A 15569-nucleotide genomic window follows, 5' to 3' on the forward strand; every position below is an offset into this window, starting at 1 on the left:
TCACCCCAGCCCTCTCCCAGAGGGAGAGGGAGCAGTCCGTGCCATGGAGACGCTCTGCGCTTGGGGCGCCCCCGCCAGCTCACCCCCTCACCATCCCCAACAACTCCCCACAATCGCGCGCAAACCAGTCCGCCAGCTCCGGCCAGGGGTTCTCCGGCAGGTTCACCAGCACGGTGCCGGCGCCCGCCGCGCGGCCGCAGTCGAGGTCGAAGCGGTAGTCTCCGACCATCACCAATTGCTGCGGCGCGACCCGCCAGCGCTCGGCCAGGTGCAGCAGGCCGCCGGGGTGGGGTTTGGGCGGTGCTTCGCCGCGACCGAGGATGTCGTCGGTGGCGAAGCAGTCGCCGAGGCCGATGGCTTCGAGCGTGAGCAGCGCCAGTTCGTGGGCGTTGCGGGTGAGGATGCCGAGCTGGCAGCAGCGCTCGTGGAGTTCGCTCACCAGTTCGATGGCGCCAGCGGCGGGTCGGGCGTTCAGGGCCAGTTCCCGTTCGTGTTCCAGCAGCCAGGCGTGCTTGGCGGCGGCTTCGTCCTCGGGGAGGGTGGCCAGGTGGTGGAGGATGTCGTCCTCCGGGGGGATGTCCAGGGCCACGCGGATGGCGGCGAAGTCGTGCACGGCGAGGGTCAGGGTGCCGTCCATGTCGAACACCCAGTGGCGGTACTGCGCCAGTTCGTTAGTGGGCATCGTCACTTCCAGTCCTCGCGCTGGCGGATCAACCCTTCCTGGGCCACCGAGGCCACCAGTTGGCCGGCGCGATTGAAAATGCTGCCACGGGAGAAGCCACGGGCGTTGCCGGCCCAGGGGCTGTCCATGGAATACAGCAGCCAGTCGTCGGCGCGCAGGTCGCGATGGAACCACAGGGCGTGGTCGAGGCTGGCCACCTGCATGAACTTCTGCCACACCGATACGCCGTGGGGGAGCATGGAGGTGGTCAGCAACCCGAAGTCGGAGGCGTAGGCCAGCATGTACTTGTGCAGGGCGCGGACATCGGGAAGGGTGCCATCGGCGCGGAACCAGAGATGCTTGATCGGCTCGCCGGGCTTGGGGTCGTAGGGGTTGTCGGCGGTGACCGGGCGAATCTCGATGGGCTTGGCGCAGAGGAACTTGTCGCGCACCCGCTCGGACAACAGGTGGGCGTTCTGCCGGGCGAGCTCCAGTTCGCTGGGCAGGTTCTCCGGGCCCGGCACCTCGGGCATCGCCAGCTGGTGCTCGAAGCCTTCTTCGTCCTGCTGGAAGGAGGCGCTGCAGGTGAAGATCTGCTGGCCCTTCTGCACTGCGGTGACGCGGCGGGTGCTGAAGCTGCCGCCGTCGCGCACCCGCTCCACCGAATAGACCACCGGCAGGGTGGCGTCGCCCGGACGCAGGAAGTAGCCGTGGAGCGAATGCACGTGGCGCTCGGGCTCCACCGTCTGGCTCGCGGCCGAAAGGGCCTGGCCCAGCACCTGGCCGCCGAACAGTTGCCGGAACCCCAGGTCCTGGCTGACGCCACGGAACAGGTTCTCTTCGATGGATTCGAGGCTCAGCAGCGCGACCAGCTCGTCGAGCACCTGGGTCATGGGGATCTCCTCTGCAAGGCTGCCACTCCGGTCATGGCCGGGGCGGTCTTCGTAGTTCGGGATAGGCCGGCAGCGTTGTCAGGCGCTCGTCCCACAGGGCGCGGCCGATGGTGAAATGGTAAAGGCTTTGCCAGCGGCTGTCGGCAATCTCCAGCAATTCATGTACCGCATCGTCGAAATAGCAGCCGATGCCGGTACCGGAGAGCCCGGCCGCCTCGGCTTCGAGGTAGAGCAGCTGGCCGATCTGCCCACATTCCCAGTACAGCCTTGGATAACGCCAGGCGCCCTGTTCCAGTGCGGCATCGAAGCGCGCGAGCATGGCCAGTGCGACGCAACCGTCGGCGGCGATGTCCTGGCCGCAGGAGAGGAAGCCCGCCAGGCCGCGGGCGTCGCCTTCCAGCAGGCGGTACAGCGGCAGCTCGTCGTCGGCGCGTTGCCAGAGGAAATCCTTCCGCAGGCCCTGGGCCAGCTCGGCTTCGGGCGCGGCGCCGCGCGCCAGCCAATAGAGGCCGGGTGCCATGCCCTGGACGCGATGGACGAACAGCAGCAGGTCCACCTGCGCAGCGCCCAGGCCGGCGAAGGGTATTGGCGAATGCTGCGGCAGCAGGCGCCGCAGCCAGGCCAGCAGCAATTCGGCCTGGATGCCGCTGCGGCCGTCCAGGGCCTGGGCGCTGCGCCGCCGGTGCAGCAGCGGGCGCAAGGGCAGGCCGGGGTTATCCACAGAGGCGGCAGCAACCGGCGCGCGCCAGTCGGCCGGGAGCAGACGCGGTGCGCGGCACAGCCCGTGGATGCGTTCCAGCTCCGGCCAGTGGCGCTGCTCGCGGGAGAGACGATTGGGCGTCCCCTGCAGCTCCAGCGCGGCCAGGCCGTCCAGCAGGGGCTGGCCGAGGGTGAATTCCTGCCCCTGCGGCGGCCCGATCCAGAGCAGGACATCGGCCCACTCACGCTCGATAAAGCCGGCGCGGTCCAGCCCCAGCAGGCCGTCCAGCCGCTCTTCGGCGACGCCGCCCAGCACACGCACCTGCCAGCCCAGGGCGCTGGCGGCAATGGCCAGGGCCGCCAGGGCGTGGCCCAGGTCGTGTTGGCAATAGCGGTAGGCGCGTTCGCCGTACTTCCAGGCCTCGCGCCAGGGGATGCTGGCCAGGCCGACGAGGAAGCCCCCCGCAGGCAGATCCGCCGCCAGCAGCGCGGCCAGGGGTGCCGGCAGCTCGGCGCGGATTTCCAGGGCATGCGCGTCCGGCGCGTAATGGGCCAGCAGACCGACCTCCTCCACCGCGCCGGGCGGCAGCAGCAGATAGGCCTCGGTGGGGTGCAGGTTCCCCGAGGACGGATTGACCCGCAGCGCCCAGCGGCTGCCGCCGGCCTCCTTCCAGGCGGAGATCGCCAGGCTGTCGTAGAGCAGCTGGGACAGGCTTTCGCGGCTGAGCGGCGCCGGCGTGCCGATGGGACCGGCGAACACCGCGTCGTAGGGCGGGGTTTCTTCCAGCGGCCGCTGCCAGAGCTCCAGCAGCCGCGCCCCGGCGTAGCGGCGGAAGGGTGCCGGCTGGGTCGCCCAGTCCAGTTGACCGGGTCCCGGGGCGAAACGGTCCGGGCGGTGCTTGCTGAGCTCGTGGTAGGCGCGCACGGCGTCATTCATCGGAGCGCCTCCCATTCCGCACGGCCCAGGCGGTAGAGCACATGGGGGCGCAGCGGATGGCCTGCGGGCAGGCGCGGGTGGTCGAAGTTGCCGTCCGTGTCGCACTGCATGCCGATGCGCTCCATCACCGCCCGCGAGCGCCGGTTGGCCGGTACGGTGAACGCGACCACCTCCGCCAGTTGCAGGGGCTCGAAGGCGAAGGCCAGCACCGCCTGCGCGGCCTCGCTGGCCAGTCCCCGGCCCCAATGATCGCGGGCCAGGCGCCAACCGATCTCCACCGCAGGGGTGAACGGCGCCTCGAAGCCCACCTGGAGCAGGCCGGTGAAGCCGACGAAGGCGCCCTCGTGTTCCAGCGCCCAAAGGCCGAAGCCATGTTCGTGGAAATGGGTACGGATGCGCGCGGCCAGGGCGTCGCTTTCCGCCCGGCCCAGACAGGCGGGGAAATGGCGCATCACCTCCGGGTCGGCGTTCAGCGCGGCGAAGGCGGGCAGGTCCTCGTCGCGCCAGGCACGCAGGCGCAGGCGCGGGGTGTGGAGTTCGATCGGTGGCACGGGTCGGTCTCTTGAGCACGGCGCGAGGGTCCCATCATACTGCCGACGAACCATGCCGAGTGCCCATCGATGTTCCTGCCGCTGGTCTACCACGACGACTACAGCCCGCCCTTTCCGGCGGAGCACCGCTTCCCCATGGACAAGTTCCGCTTGCTGCGGGACCACCTCGTGGACAGCGGCCTGACCACGGACGAACGCCTGCACCGCCCGGAGATCTGCCCGCCCGAGGTGCTGGCCCTGGCCCATTGCCCGGACTACATCCAGCGCTTTCTCGACGGCGAACTGGGCCGCGAGGAACAGCGCCGCCTCGGCCTTCCCTGGAGTCCGCCCCTGGCGCGACGCACCGTGCGCGCGGTGGGCGGTTCGCTGCTGGCCGCCGAACTGGCCCTGGAGCACGGGCTGGCCTGCCACCTGGCGGGCGGCACCCACCATGCCCACTTCGACCATGCGGCGGGCTTCTGCATCTTCAACGACCTGGCGGTGGCCAGCCGCTACCTGCTGGAGGCCGGCCGGGTGCAGCGGGTGCTGATCTTCGACTGCGACGTGCACCAGGGCGATGGCACCGCGCGGCTGCTGGCGGACACGCCGGAGGCGATCACCGTCTCCCTGCACTGCGAGAAGAACTTCCCCGCGCGCAAGGCCGAGAGCGACTGGGACATCCCACTGCCCATGGGCATGGGCGATGCCGACTACCTGCAGGTGGTGGACGACGCCCTCAACTATCTGCTGCCCCTCTACCAGCCGGACCTGGTGCTCTACGACGCCGGCGTCGACGTGCACAAGGACGATGCCCTGGGCTACCTGCAACTCACTGATGCCGGCGTGGCCGAGCGCGACGAGCGGGTGATCCGCCACTGCCTGGGCCGCGACATCCCGCTGGCAGGCCTGATCGGCGGCGGTTACGACAAGGACCGCGCGGCGCTGGCCCGCCGCCATGGCATCCTCCATCACAGTGCGGACAGGGTCTGGCGGGGGATGAGCTTGGGGTCTGAAGGCTAGCCTTCGAGCCCCAGCCATTCCGGCTTCCCTCACCCCAACCCCGCTCTGCGCCCCGGCCTGATCGCTTCGCGCTCAGGCGCTCATAGGCGCCGGAAGCGGTGCTTCCAAAAGCGCGCCTGTTCGCCCCGAAGGGAGAGGGGGCAGTCCGCGCGAAACCGAGACTCCGTGCTTTTCCTGTGGGGGCGATTTCAATCGCCAAGCGGGCCGCAGGTCCGCCCTACTGCATCCGTCGGGGCAGCTTCGCCGCCCTTGGCGAATGAATTCGCCCCTACAAATGCTTCACCTCCGGACCTGCAGTAGAATGCGCCCTCCTTCACTCCTGCCCCGACCTGCCTCCATGAAAGACTCCACCCCCTTCGTCGCCGTCATCGGCGGCGGCCCTGCCGGCTTGATGGCCGCCGAAGTCCTGGCCGAGGGCGGTGCGCGGGTGGAACTGTTCGATGCCATGCCTTCGGTGGGGCGCAAGTTCCTCCTGGCCGGCGTCGGCGGGATGAACATCACCCACTCCGAAGCCAAGGCGCCCTTCATTGGCCGCTACGGCACGCGCAGCCAGGAGGTGGCGGCCCTGCTGCAGGACTTCGGCGCCGAGGAACTGCGCGAGTGGATCCATGGCCTGGGCATCGACACCTTCGTCGGCAGCTCGGGCCGGGTCTTCCCCACCGACATGAAGGCGGCACCGCTGCTGCGTGCCTGGCTCAAGCGCCTGCGCGAGCAGGGCGTGGTGATCCATACCCGCAGCCGCTGGCTCGGCTGGAACACGGATGGCGCCCTGCGCATCGCCACCCCGGCAGGTGAAACCCTGGTAAAGGCCGATGCCTGCCTGCTGGCCCTGGGCGGCGGCAGCTGGGCGCGGCTGGGCTCGGACGGCGCCTGGGTGCCGTTGCTGGAGGCGCACGGTATCTCCATCGCGCCGCTGCAACCCAGCAACTGTGGTTTCGAGGTGGAAGGCTGGAGCCCGCTGCTCAAGGAGAAATTCGCCGGTGCGCCGATCAAGTCGACAACCATTCGCCTGGGTGACGGAACGCCGCGTCAGGGCGAGTTCGTACTCACCGCGACCGGTGTCGAAGGCAGCCTGATCTACGCCCTCTCCGCCACCATCCGCGAGCAGATCAACGCCACGGGCAGCGCCACGCTGACGCTGGACCTGCTGCCCAGCCAGCCTGTGGACAAGGTCATCAAGGCCCTGTCGCGGCCACGCGGGTCGCGCTCCATGGCCAAGCACCTGCACAGCCAGCTGGGGATCGACGGTGCCCGCGCCGGCCTGCTGCGGGAACTGTCGGCCAAGGATGACTTCCTCGACCCGCAGCGTCTGGCCGTCGCCATCAAGAACCTGCCCCTGACCGTGGTGCGGGCGCGTCCTCTGGACGAAGCCATCAGCTCGGCCGGCGGCGTGCCATTCGAGGATCTGGATGAAGGGTTGATGCTCGAGCAGCTGCCGGGCGTGTTCTGCGCCGGCGAGATGCTCGACTGGGAAGCCCCCACCGGCGGCTACCTGCTCACCGCCTGCTTCGCCAGCGGCCGCATTGCTGCACAGGGCGTGCTGCGCTGGCTGTCGGCGTCGCGCGCCCGGTACGAACATCCAGGCATCTGATCGGCCGCGGACCGCAGCTGATCGGAAGCTCGCCAGGCGGTGCGGGCTGGCACGCTGCCAGCGTCTATGCTTGCCAAAAGCCCAGCTTTTTTCGTGCGGTGCCCCCAAGGTGATCCCCCTCCTCGTCTGCGACGACTCGATGATGGCGCGCAAGCAACTGATCCGCGCGCTGCCGCTGGACTGGCCGGTGCACATCACCCAGGCCAGCCAGGGTGAAGAGGCCCTGGAGGCCATTCGCCGGGGGCACGGCCAGGTGGTCCTGCTCGATCTCACCATGCCGGTCATGGACGGCTACCAGGTGCTCAGCCACCTCCGCGCCGAGGGCTTGAAGGCCAAGGTGGTGGTGGTTTCCGGGGACATCCAGGAAGAGGCCCAGCGCCGCGTCCACGAACTCGGCGCACTGGCCTTCATCCGCAAGCCTGCCGATCCCGACGAGCTGCGGGAGACCCTGATCAGGCTCGGGTTGTTGCGCCCGGCGCCCTCCACCAGCCCGGTCACCGGCATACCCGGCCGCGCCGACCCGGACCTGCGGGTGAACTTCCGCGATGCCCTGCGCGAGGTGAGCAACGTCGCCATGGGACGCGCCGCTGCGTTACTGGCGCGGGTGCTCGGCGTCTTCGTGCGGCTGCCGGTGCCCAACGTCAACCTCTTCGAAGTCAGCGAACTGCACATGGCCCTGGCCGATTCCCAGCGCGGCCAGAGGCTGTCGGCGGTGTGCCAGGGCTTCATCGGCGAATCCATCGCCGGCGAGGCGTTGTTGCTGTTCCATGACGCCGAGAGCGCCGAGATCGCCCGCCTGCTCGGCTGGCAGCCCCAGGACGACACCGCGCGGGCCGAGATGCTGCTGGACCTGGCGAGCATCCTGATCGGCGCCTGCCTGGCCGGCATCGCCGAGCAGATCGACGTGCGCTTCTCCCAGGGCCACCCGCAGTTGCTCGGCCTGCACAGCAGCCTCGAGCGGCTGTTCCAGCTCAACAACCGGCGCTGGCGCAAGACCCTGGCGGTGGAGATCAGCTACGCCGTCGAAGACCACGACCTGCACTTCGACCTGCTGCTGCTCTTCACCGAAACCTCCATCGCGCGTCTGACCCAGAAGATCCACTACCTGATGGACTGACCCATGCCGGCTTCGAACGATTTCAAGGAACTCCACTGGCTGCTCGATATCATCCAGTGCCTCGACGTCGGCGTGGTGGTGATCGACCGCCAGTACCGCATCGAGGTATGGAACAGCTTCATGGAGAATCACTCGGGCCTGTCCCCCGACCGGGTGCGCGGCAAGAACCTCTTCGAGCTGTTCCCGGAAATCGACCGCCACTGGCTCAGGCGCAAGGTGGACACCGTGCTGCAACTGGGCACCCGCGCCTTCAGCCTGTGGGAACAGCGGCCGTACCTGATCCGCTTCGAAAACTACCGGCCGATCACCGGCGAAGAGGACTTCATGTACCAGAACCTCACCCTCATTCCCCTGGCCGCGCACGGCGGGCCGGTGGAGCGGGTGTGCCTGGTGATCACCGACATGACCGAGGTGGCGCGGTTGAAGCGGCGGTTGGCGGCGGCAGGTGGAGCGAGCTCCTTGTAGGGGCGAATTCATTCGCCAAGGGCTGCGCAGCAGCCCCGGGAGGTCCGCCGGGCAGCCCTGCGGCCTGCTTGGCGATTGAAATCGCCCCTACAGTGAGCCTCCGGCTCACTTGATGTACCACCCCCACTTCTCCTGGCTGCGGTACTCGGTCACCTGCTTGACCTCCAGGTAGTTGTCCAGGCCCCAGCGGCCCAGCTCGCGGCCGATGCCGCTCTGTTTCATGCCACCCCAGGGCGCCTGGGTAAAGGTGGGCTGCGAGCAGTTGACCCAGACGATGCCGGCGCGCAGGCCGTTGGCCACCCGCGCGGCGCGCTCCAGGTCGGCGCTCATCACCGCGGCGGCCAGGCCGAAGCGGCTGTCGTTGGCCTGGCGCAGGGCCTCAGCCTCGGTCTTGAAGCGCTTCACGCAGAGCACCGGCCCGAAGATTTCCTCGCGCCAGATGCGGCTGTTCTCCGCCGGCTCGTCGAACACCGCCGGCTCGACGAAGTAGCCGTGGGACAGGTGCGCCGGGCGCTTGCCGCCAGTGAGCAGATTGGCCTCCTGGCGGCCCTGCTCGATCATGCCCGTCACCTTCTGGTACTGCCCGGCGCTCACCAGGGGGCCCAGCAGCACGCCGCGTTCCAGCCCCGGGCCGATACTGATGCGCCGGGTCTCGTCCACCAGGCGTTCGATCAACCGCGGGGCGATGCCGTCCTGCACCAGCAGGCGCGAGGTGGCGCTGCACACCTGGCCCTGGTTCCAGAAGATGCCGAACATGATCCACTCCACGGCCGCCTCGATATCCGCATCGTCGAAGACGATGAAGGCCGACTTGCCGCCCAGCTCCAGGCTGATGTTCTTGATGTCGGCCGCCGCCGCCGACATGATCTTCGACCCCGTCGGCACGCTGCCGGTGAAGGCCAGCTTGTCCACCCCCGGATGCTGGCTCAGCGGTCCACCCGCTTCACTGCCCAGGCCCGTAACCACGTTCAGCACGCCGGAGGGCAAGCCGACACGCTCGGCGGCGCTGGCCAGTTCCAGGGCGGTCAGGGGCGTCAGCTCGGAGGGCTTGAGCACGCAGGTGGCCCCCGCCGCCAATGCGGGCGCCACCTTCCAGGCCGCCATCAGCAGCGGGTAGTTCCAGGGGATGATCTGCCCCGCCACGCCCACCGGCTCGTAACGGACGCGGCAGGAAAAACGCGCATCCGGCAGCGCCAGCAACTGGTCCTGGCGACTGTCCAGTTCCCGCGCCAGCTCGGCGTAGTAGCGGAAGCAGCCAATGGCGTCGGCTATGTCCCACTGCGCCTCGGGAAGCGGCTTGCCGTTGTCGCGCACTTCCAGCACCGCCAGGGCGTCCTGGCGGCCTTCCAGTTCGGTGGCCAGGGCCTCCAGCCAGACGGCGCGCTCGGTCCCGCTACTTTGTCCCCAGCCACGGTTGAAGGCCTGGCGGGCGGCGTGCACGGCGTGGTCGACGTCCTCTTCGGTGGCCGCCGGCACGCGCTGGATCAGGTCGCCATTGCTGGGGTCCAGCACTTCGAAATAGCCGCCCAGGTCGGGGCGGACCCATTGCCCGTTGATGTACAGCTGGTCACGCATGGCTTTGCTCCATGGGCGCTCAGGCGCCGCTGCGGCGGTTCTGCAGATGGCGGGAGGTGAACAGCAGCGCCAGGGAGACGCAGATGATCACCGTGGAGATGGCGTTGATTTCCGGGGTGATACCCCGGCGGATCGACGAGAAGATGTAGATCGGCAGGGTGGTTTCCGAGCCGGCGACGAAGAAGGCGATGATGAAATCGTCGAAGCTGAAGGTGAACGCCAGCAGGAAGCCGGCGAGGATCGCCGGAGCGATCTGCGGCAGGGTCACCCGGCGGAAGGTTTCCAGGGGAGGCGCGTAGAGGTCGGCGGAGGCTTCCAGCAGGGCCTGGTCCAGCGCCTCGACGCGGGTGCGGACGATCACCATCACCAGCGCCATGGTGAACAGCGAATGGGCCGCGATCACCGTGGACAATCCCATGCGCAGGCGCGGCAGGCCCGCGCCCAGCAGCAGGTCGAGCAGTGGATTGACTGCTTCGAACAGGCTGATGAAGGCGATCAGGGTGGCGATGCCGATCACGATGCCGGGAATGATGATGGCGCAGTAGGTCATGGCATCGAAGAACAGCCGTACCCGCCTGCCCGCCCGCTGCAAGCCGAACACCGCCAAGGTGCCGAACAGGGTGGCGATCACCGCCGAGCTGAAGGCGATCAATGCGCTGGTACCCAGGGCCTCCATGATGAAGGGGTTGCCGAAGGCGCGGCCGAACCACTGCGTCGAGCAGCATTCGAAGGACAGCCCGCTGCGTCCGGCGTTGAACGAGAACAGCACGATCAGCGCGATGGGCGCGTAGAGGAACAGGTAGAGCGAGGTGGAATAGCTGCGCAGCCACATCAGAGCATCCCCTCCGTGCCGCGCTTGCCGTAGCGCGCCACCAGCTTCAGGTACAGGGCGATGATGGCCAGCATCATCGCCACCAGGGTCATGGCCACGGCACTGCCGAAGGGCCAGTTGCGCGACTGCAGGAACAGGTCCACCAGGGCGTTGCCGACGAAGAACACCTTGCCGCCGCCGAGGATGGCCGGGATCAGGAACTCGCCCATGAGCAGGATGAACACCAGCATGGCGCCGGTGATCACGCCGGGCGCCGAGAGCGGCAGGGTCACCCGGCGAAAGGTCTCGAAGGCGCTGGCGCCGAGATCGGACGAGGCCTCCAGCAGGCGCTTGTCGAGCTTCTCCAGGCTCACGTAGATGGGGAACACCATCAGCGGCAGGTAGCCGTAGACGATGCCGATCAGCACCGCGGTCGGCGTGTTGATCAGGCGCACGTCGTCCAGCCCGACCATGGCCAGCAGCGCCGGGATGCCCTTGCCGCCGAGGATGAAGATCCAGGCGTAGGTGCGGATCAGGAAGCTGGTCCAGAACGGCACGATCACCAGGGTCAGCAACAGGGAGCGGCTGCGCTGCACCTTCACCGCCAGGAAGTAGGCCAGCGGGTAGGCCGCCACCAGGCACACCAGGGTGCCCAGCGGCGCCAGCAGCAGGGTGTTGTAGAACGCCTTGGCGCGCGAGCCGAGGTTGAGGTAGTTCTCCAGGGTCAGCGCCGCACTGTAGCCCCCCACCGGGCTGCGCTCACCCAGGCTGAAGACCAGGATGATCACCAGCGGCAGCAGGAGCAGCAGCAGGAACCAGAGGGTGGACGGCAACAGCAGGAGCAGCGTGACGCGCCGGCCGAGGCTGCGGCTTTCTGCCGGCACGGCCTGGCCCGCATCGGCCAGCGCCGGGGCGCTGAGGGCGATGTTCATGGAGGATTCCTTCGTTCGCACGGATCGAAATTCCCCCTCTCCCTTCAGGGAGAGGGCCGGGGAGAGGGTGCCCCCCTCCCCGTGCCGATCAGGCCGCCTTGAAGCGCGCCATCAGCTCAGCTCGCGCCGGGCTGGTGAGCGTGGCCGCCGCGCCAAACTCCAGGGCGCTGAGCAGGTCCGCCGCCGGGTACATGATCGGGTCATCGAGCATGGACTTGGGCAACAGGGCGTCCACCCGCTTGTCACCGCTGGGGTAGCCGTGGGCTTCCACCTCGCGCTTGTTCACCTGCGGGTCGAGCAGGAAGTTGATCAGCGCATAGGCCGCATCCGGCCGCTCGGCGCTCTTCGGAATGGCGAAGAAGTCGCTCCAGATCTCGCCCCCCTCGCGGCCCAGCACGTACTGCATCTGCGGCATGTCGCGGTGCAGCTGCGACGCATCGCCGGTCCAGCACATGGCCATCCAGGCATCGCCGTTGCGCATCGACGGCTGGTAGTCGGAGTTGATGGCGAACAGGTGCGGCTTGACCTCCAGCAGCAGTTTCTCGGCATCGGCCAGTTCCTTCGGGTCGATGGAGTTGAAGCTGTAGCCGTAGGATTTGAGGGCGTTGCCAATCACCGTCAGTTGGTAGTCATGCACCATCACCCGGCCTGTGGCCTCGCCTTGGGCCAGTTCCCAGAATTCCTTCCAGGTGGTGGGTTTGGCCTTGAGCTTCTTGCTGTCGTAGACGAAGCCGGTGGTGCCCCAGTCCTTGGGTACGGCGTAGGTCTTGCCGTTGATCACGCCCTGTTCCATGAAGCGTTTTTCATAGGAGGCCGGGTCGAAGTTGGGAATGCGCGACAGGTCCAGCGGTTCGATCAGGCCCAACTCGGCATAGGTGCTGATGGTGTAGTTGGTGGGCACGAAGACGTCCCAGCCACTGCCGCCGGCCTGGAGCTTGGCGAGCATCTCTTCGTTGGAGCCGAACACGTTCATCTGCACCTGGGCACCGGTCTGCTCGGCGAAGGCGGCAAAATTCTCGGCGTTGTGGTAGTTCGGCCAGGTGGCCAGCACCACGCGGTCGCCGATCGAGCCCTTCTCGGCGGCGAAGGCGCGGTTGCCGGTGAGCAGGCCCGGCATGTTGGCGGCCATCACCGCCATGGCCAGGCCGAGGCCGGTACGACCGAGGAACTCGCGACGGCTGATGGAACCGTTCTGCCAACTGCGCAGTTGCTTGATGAAGTCTTTCCGATCCATTGCGTGTTACCCCGCCTGTGGAGTGTTGGTGATTTCCGTTCCGTACTGCGTCTCTACAACGTCATCGCAAGGCCGCTGGCCTGGTCCCAGCCGATGCGCACCGGCGAGCCATGTTCGAACGCCGAGCGCTCGTGCTGACCGTGGCGCGGCACCCGCACGCAGACGATGCCGAAGGGCTCGGTGCGCACCCGGTACTCGGTGAGGTTGCCCAGGTAGATGCGGTCCACCACCTCGCCGGGCAAGCTGATTTCGCGGGGCAGCGACGCTTCGCCGGCACCGATGGCGATCAGTTCCGGACGCACCGCGATGCAGCCCGGCTCCGAGGCCTTGAGGGCCGGACCGGTGGGCGTCTGCGGGCTGCTCAGCTTGAGACCGTGGGTGGTTTCCAGCAGCACGCGGCCATCCTCGATGCGCCGCACCGTGCCGTCGAACAGGTTGGATTCGCCGATGAAGTCAGCCACATAGCGGCTCGCCGGGGTTTCGTAGAGCTGCTCGGGGCTGGCGCTCTGGAGGATCTGGCCGTCCTGCATGACGCTGATGCTGTCGCTCATCGACAGCGCCTCTTCCTGGTCATGGGTGACCAGCACGAAGGTGATGCCCACCTCACGCTGCAGGCGCAGCAGTTCGGACTGCATCTCCTTGCGCAGCTTGCGGTCCAGCGCCGCCAGGGGTTCGTCCAGCAGTAGCACCGTGGGCTTGTTGACCAGGGCGCGGGCCAGGGCCACCCGCTGCTGTTGGCCGCCGGAGAGTTCATGGGGCTTGCGCTGGCCGAAGCCGGAGAGGCGCACCATGTCCAGCGCTCCGTCCGCCAGGCGGCGCTGCTCGGCGCGATCCGGGCGCGACGGGTGGTAGCGCAAGCCGTAGGCGATGTTCTCCGCCACCGTCAGGTGCGGGAACAGTGCATAACTCTGGAACACCATGTTCACCGGCCGCTGATGGGCAGGCACCCCGGCCACGGCGCGTCCGGCCAGGAGCACCTCGCCGGCGCTGGGTTGCTCGAAGCCGGCGATCATTCTCAGGGTCGTGGTCTTGCCGCAGCCGGAACTGCCGAGGAAGGAATGGAATGAACCGCGCCGCACCCTGAAGTTCAGGCCGTTGACCGCCGTTATCGCGCCATAGCGCTTGACCACATTGCGGAACTCGATATCGAAGAACTCGCTTGCGTCGTCCACGGCCGGCCCCTTTTCGCAGGTGTTCTAGGCATGTGGCAACAGGCTAGCGATGGCGGTTTTCGGCTGTATATATCCCTCCGGGGATAGGCGCGCCCTCCACAGAAACTGTGGAATCCATTGTGGATAAGTTATGGATGATGGGCTGCAGGCCATATGCGCCGGTGGGTTGGGGTAGGTGGTTGGATTTTGAGCAGGAGAGATGGTCGTGGGCGCACAAGCCATGTGGGGGCGGTTTCGCCACTACCCACAAAATCTGTGGGAGCAATTGTGGATAACTCGTGGATGACCGGCTGCGAGGCTCGGGGCGCAAGGGCTGGAAGCAACTGCTTGGTTTTTGAGCAGCGGCCGACCTGCATGGCACGTTCCCTTGTAGGGGCGAATTCATTCGCCAAGCAGACCGCAGGTCTGCCCTGCAAGATCGGTCGGGGCAGCTGCGCCGCCCTTGGCGAATGAATTCGCCCCTACAGTAAGGCGCTTCGCCCAGGACCACTGCCCACAAATTCTGTGCAAATCACTGTGGATAAGTCGTGGGCACCCACGCCGAAAGCCCATGGCGGCTCGTCCGGTCAAGGCTGTACGGTTATTGACCAGCGTCCTGTTAATCGCCAAAGGCGATAAGGCTAGACCGCCGTGCGCAAGGGCTCCGGCTCGTCGCGCTGGCCCGCCAGGTCCCGCACGAACAGGCCCAGCAGCTCCGACTGGCTGCCGATGCCGAGCTTGGCGTAGATGTTCTTGCGGTGGATCTTCACGGTGCCGGGACTGATGGCCAGGTGCTCGGCCACCGAGGCGCTGGAATGGCCGCGCAGGAGCATCTGCACCACTTCCTGCTCACGGGCCGTCAGCACATGGGCGCCGAACTGGTCGAAGGCTTCGCGAATCTTGTAGTCCAGGTCCTGCACCGGACGCGGAGCGTGGGCGCGGCAAAGTTCCCAGGCTTCATTCACCACCTGGTTCACCACAGGTTGGGCGCAGTCCAGCATTTGCATCTCGTCGCGGCTGTAGGCCGGATTGGAGGTGCCACGCATCAGCGAGAGCACCGCCTTGGCGCCGTCGACCAGGTCGATGAAGAAGGCTATTTCCTCGGTCAGGCCGGTCTGCTGGTAGTAGGTGACGTAGTACTCGCCCAGGTAGAAGTGGTCCGGGGCGAACTGGCGCAGGCGCCAGAGGCCGGGAGCCTGGTTGCGGGTGCAGGCGAGGTAGAAGGGGTCGAGCAGGTAGGGGCCGACCTGGTAGTCCTCGACGTAGACATGGCGCTTGTCCGGCGGGAAGGTGTCGAACAGGGCCAGCGGCCGATGGTTGCCTTCGTAGACGAAGACCACGAAGTGATCGACGGGGCAGATCTGCTGCAGCCACTGACTGAGGCCGAGCAGACGAGCCCGCCCGGCCGGCTGGGCAAGCAGATGGGCAACACCGGAGGTCCAGTGCTTGAGTTCCTTGTGGCGCATGTGGGAAATGCCTGAGGTTGGGCTGCGCTTCAATCACTATAGGCGTTCAGCAATTCGCACAGAAATGCAGAAAGTGCGCCAATATCCTGAGAGCCCAGCCGTCCGCTCTGGCATGGGGGTGCCTACTGGCTACCCTCCCCTGCCTGGGTAGACGCTGACTCGGAAAGCGTCACCCAATGCCACAAAGAGGGTCCGTTCGGATTACCGGAGAACATGAACGCATAGCGGATTGGCAAGCTAGCTCGAATTCCCTTGATCGGCTCCGTGCGGTCGGATGCATCCCTCACCCCCGGCCCCTCTCCCGGAGGGAGAGGGGTGACTCGCGCCGGCGAGGACCAAACAAGCCTGAAGCCCAGTCGGGTCTTGAACCTCAAAGAGCATGGTGGGGCGGCGAACCCGCCCCGTCAGGAGGCCGAGCGGAATCGTGGCGCAGGGGGACGAGCGGCATGGATGCCGCGAGAGGCGTGCGGGGCCATGGATGGCCCCG

Annotated in this window: 14 protein-coding genes; 4 read left to right on the forward strand and 10 right to left on the reverse strand. The window is 67.4% G+C overall.

The window, feature by feature from the left end; all coding sequences use genetic code 11:
• Positions 1-79: 79 nt before the first annotated feature.
• The 4 genes from ACFW0H_RS18725 to ACFW0H_RS18740 are packed head-to-tail and all read right to left on the reverse strand — an operon-like array spanning position 80 to position 3741.
• Entirely contained in the window at positions 80-682 is a 603-nt protein-coding gene (locus tag ACFW0H_RS18725) for an HAD family hydrolase (protein ID WP_422915366.1), read from the reverse strand.
• Positions 683-684: 2 nt separating this feature from the next.
• Entirely contained in the window at positions 685-1554 is an 870-nt protein-coding gene (tesB, locus tag ACFW0H_RS18730) for an acyl-CoA thioesterase II (RefSeq protein WP_422915367.1), read from the reverse strand.
• Between the two features lie 31 nt (positions 1555-1585).
• Positions 1586-3190 (reverse strand): nitroreductase family protein, encoded by a 1605-nt coding sequence (locus tag ACFW0H_RS18735; RefSeq protein WP_422915368.1) that lies wholly within the window; start codon positions 3188-3190, stop codon positions 1586-1588.
• Positions 3187-3741, reverse strand: a complete 555-nt coding sequence (locus tag ACFW0H_RS18740) for a GNAT family N-acetyltransferase (RefSeq protein WP_422915369.1) — start codon at positions 3739-3741, stop codon at positions 3187-3189. The genes ACFW0H_RS18735 and ACFW0H_RS18740 overlap by 4 nt, the downstream gene beginning before the upstream one ends.
• A 69-nt stretch (positions 3742-3810) precedes the next feature.
• Between ACFW0H_RS18740 and ACFW0H_RS18745 the strand changes: the two genes are divergently transcribed.
• The 4 genes from ACFW0H_RS18745 (at position 3811) to ACFW0H_RS18760 (ending at position 7913) form a co-directional block, all read left to right on the forward strand.
• On the forward strand, positions 3811-4740 hold the full coding sequence (locus ACFW0H_RS18745; protein WP_422915370.1) for a histone deacetylase family protein: 930 nt from the start codon (positions 3811-3813) through the stop codon (positions 4738-4740).
• 337 nt (positions 4741-5077) lie between these two features.
• Positions 5078-6331: a TIGR03862 family flavoprotein gene (locus ACFW0H_RS18750; RefSeq protein ID WP_422915371.1), complete on the forward strand. Its 1254-nt coding sequence runs from the start codon at positions 5078-5080 to the stop codon at positions 6329-6331.
• A gap of 142 nt (positions 6332-6473) precedes the next feature.
• A complete protein-coding gene (locus tag ACFW0H_RS18755) occupies positions 6474-7448 on the forward strand; it encodes a response regulator (RefSeq protein WP_422915382.1) in 975 nt (324 codons plus the stop codon).
• 3 nt (positions 7449-7451) lie between these two features.
• Positions 7452-7913 carry a PAS domain-containing protein gene (locus tag ACFW0H_RS18760; RefSeq protein WP_422915372.1) on the forward strand — a complete coding sequence of 154 codons (462 nt, stop codon included), beginning with the start codon at positions 7452-7454 and terminating at the stop codon, positions 7911-7913.
• A 105-nt stretch (positions 7914-8018) separates the two neighbouring features.
• Here the strand turns inward: ACFW0H_RS18760 and ACFW0H_RS18765 are convergent, their stop codons facing one another.
• The 6 genes from ACFW0H_RS18765 to ACFW0H_RS18790 form a co-directional block, all read right to left on the reverse strand.
• The gene (locus tag ACFW0H_RS18765) at positions 8019-9488 is read right to left on the reverse strand and encodes an aldehyde dehydrogenase family protein (protein WP_422915373.1); all 1470 of its coding nucleotides are present in this window, start codon (positions 9486-9488) and stop codon (positions 8019-8021) included.
• A 19-nt stretch (positions 9489-9507) separates the two neighbouring features.
• A complete protein-coding gene (locus ACFW0H_RS18770) occupies positions 9508-10320 on the reverse strand; it encodes an ABC transporter permease (RefSeq protein ID WP_422915374.1) in 813 nt (270 codons plus the stop codon).
• A complete protein-coding gene (locus ACFW0H_RS18775) occupies positions 10320-11231 on the reverse strand; it encodes an ABC transporter permease (RefSeq protein WP_422915375.1) in 912 nt (303 codons plus the stop codon). Before ACFW0H_RS18775 ends, ACFW0H_RS18770 begins: the two co-directional genes overlap by 1 nt.
• 88 nt (positions 11232-11319) lie before the next feature.
• The gene (locus ACFW0H_RS18780) at positions 11320-12465 is read right to left on the reverse strand and encodes an ABC transporter substrate-binding protein (RefSeq protein ID WP_422915376.1); all 1146 of its coding nucleotides are present in this window, start codon (positions 12463-12465) and stop codon (positions 11320-11322) included.
• A gap of 53 nt (positions 12466-12518) precedes the next feature.
• Positions 12519-13637: an ABC transporter ATP-binding protein gene (locus ACFW0H_RS18785; protein ID WP_422915377.1), complete on the reverse strand. Its 1119-nt coding sequence runs from the start codon at positions 13635-13637 to the stop codon at positions 12519-12521.
• A 620-nt stretch (positions 13638-14257) separates the two neighbouring features.
• Complete coding sequence (locus ACFW0H_RS18790) at positions 14258-15082, reverse strand: response regulator transcription factor (RefSeq protein WP_422915378.1); 825 nt, start codon at positions 15080-15082, stop codon at positions 14258-14260.
• Positions 15083-15569 lie beyond the last annotated feature (487 nt).

Origin of the sequence: Metapseudomonas cellulosilytica (genome assembly GCF_049334135.1) — a bacterium.
Lineage (GTDB): Bacteria > Pseudomonadota > Gammaproteobacteria > Pseudomonadales > Pseudomonadaceae > Metapseudomonas.

Bases quoted from the DNA above. Each gene is read 5' to 3' on its own strand.
- ACFW0H_RS18725 (WP_422915366.1), bottom strand. From the start codon at position 682: ATGCCCACTAACGAACTGGCGCAGTACCGCCACTGGGTGTTCGACATG.
- tesB (WP_422915367.1), bottom strand. From the start codon at position 1,554: ATGACCCAGGTGCTCGACGAGCTGGTCGCGCTGCTGAGCCTCGAATCC.
- ACFW0H_RS18735 (WP_422915368.1), bottom strand. From the start codon at position 3,190: ATGAATGACGCCGTGCGCGCCTACCACGAGCTCAGCAAGCACCGCCCG.
- ACFW0H_RS18745 (WP_422915370.1), top strand. From the start codon at position 3,811: ATGTTCCTGCCGCTGGTCTACCACGACGACTACAGCCCGCCCTTTCCG.
- ACFW0H_RS18750 (WP_422915371.1), top strand. From the start codon at position 5,078: ATGAAAGACTCCACCCCCTTCGTCGCCGTCATCGGCGGCGGCCCTGCC.
- ACFW0H_RS18755 (WP_422915382.1), top strand. From the start codon at position 6,474: ATGGCGCGCAAGCAACTGATCCGCGCGCTGCCGCTGGACTGGCCGGTG.
- ACFW0H_RS18760 (WP_422915372.1), top strand. From the start codon at position 7,452: ATGCCGGCTTCGAACGATTTCAAGGAACTCCACTGGCTGCTCGATATC.
- ACFW0H_RS18765 (WP_422915373.1), bottom strand. From the start codon at position 9,488: ATGCGTGACCAGCTGTACATCAACGGGCAATGGGTCCGCCCCGACCTG.
- ACFW0H_RS18770 (WP_422915374.1), bottom strand. From the start codon at position 10,320: ATGTGGCTGCGCAGCTATTCCACCTCGCTCTACCTGTTCCTCTACGCG.
- ACFW0H_RS18775 (WP_422915375.1), bottom strand. From the start codon at position 11,231: ATGAACATCGCCCTCAGCGCCCCGGCGCTGGCCGATGCGGGCCAGGCC.
- ACFW0H_RS18780 (WP_422915376.1), bottom strand. From the start codon at position 12,465: ATGGATCGGAAAGACTTCATCAAGCAACTGCGCAGTTGGCAGAACGGT.
- ACFW0H_RS18790 (WP_422915378.1), bottom strand. From the start codon at position 15,082: ATGCGCCACAAGGAACTCAAGCACTGGACCTCCGGTGTTGCCCATCTG.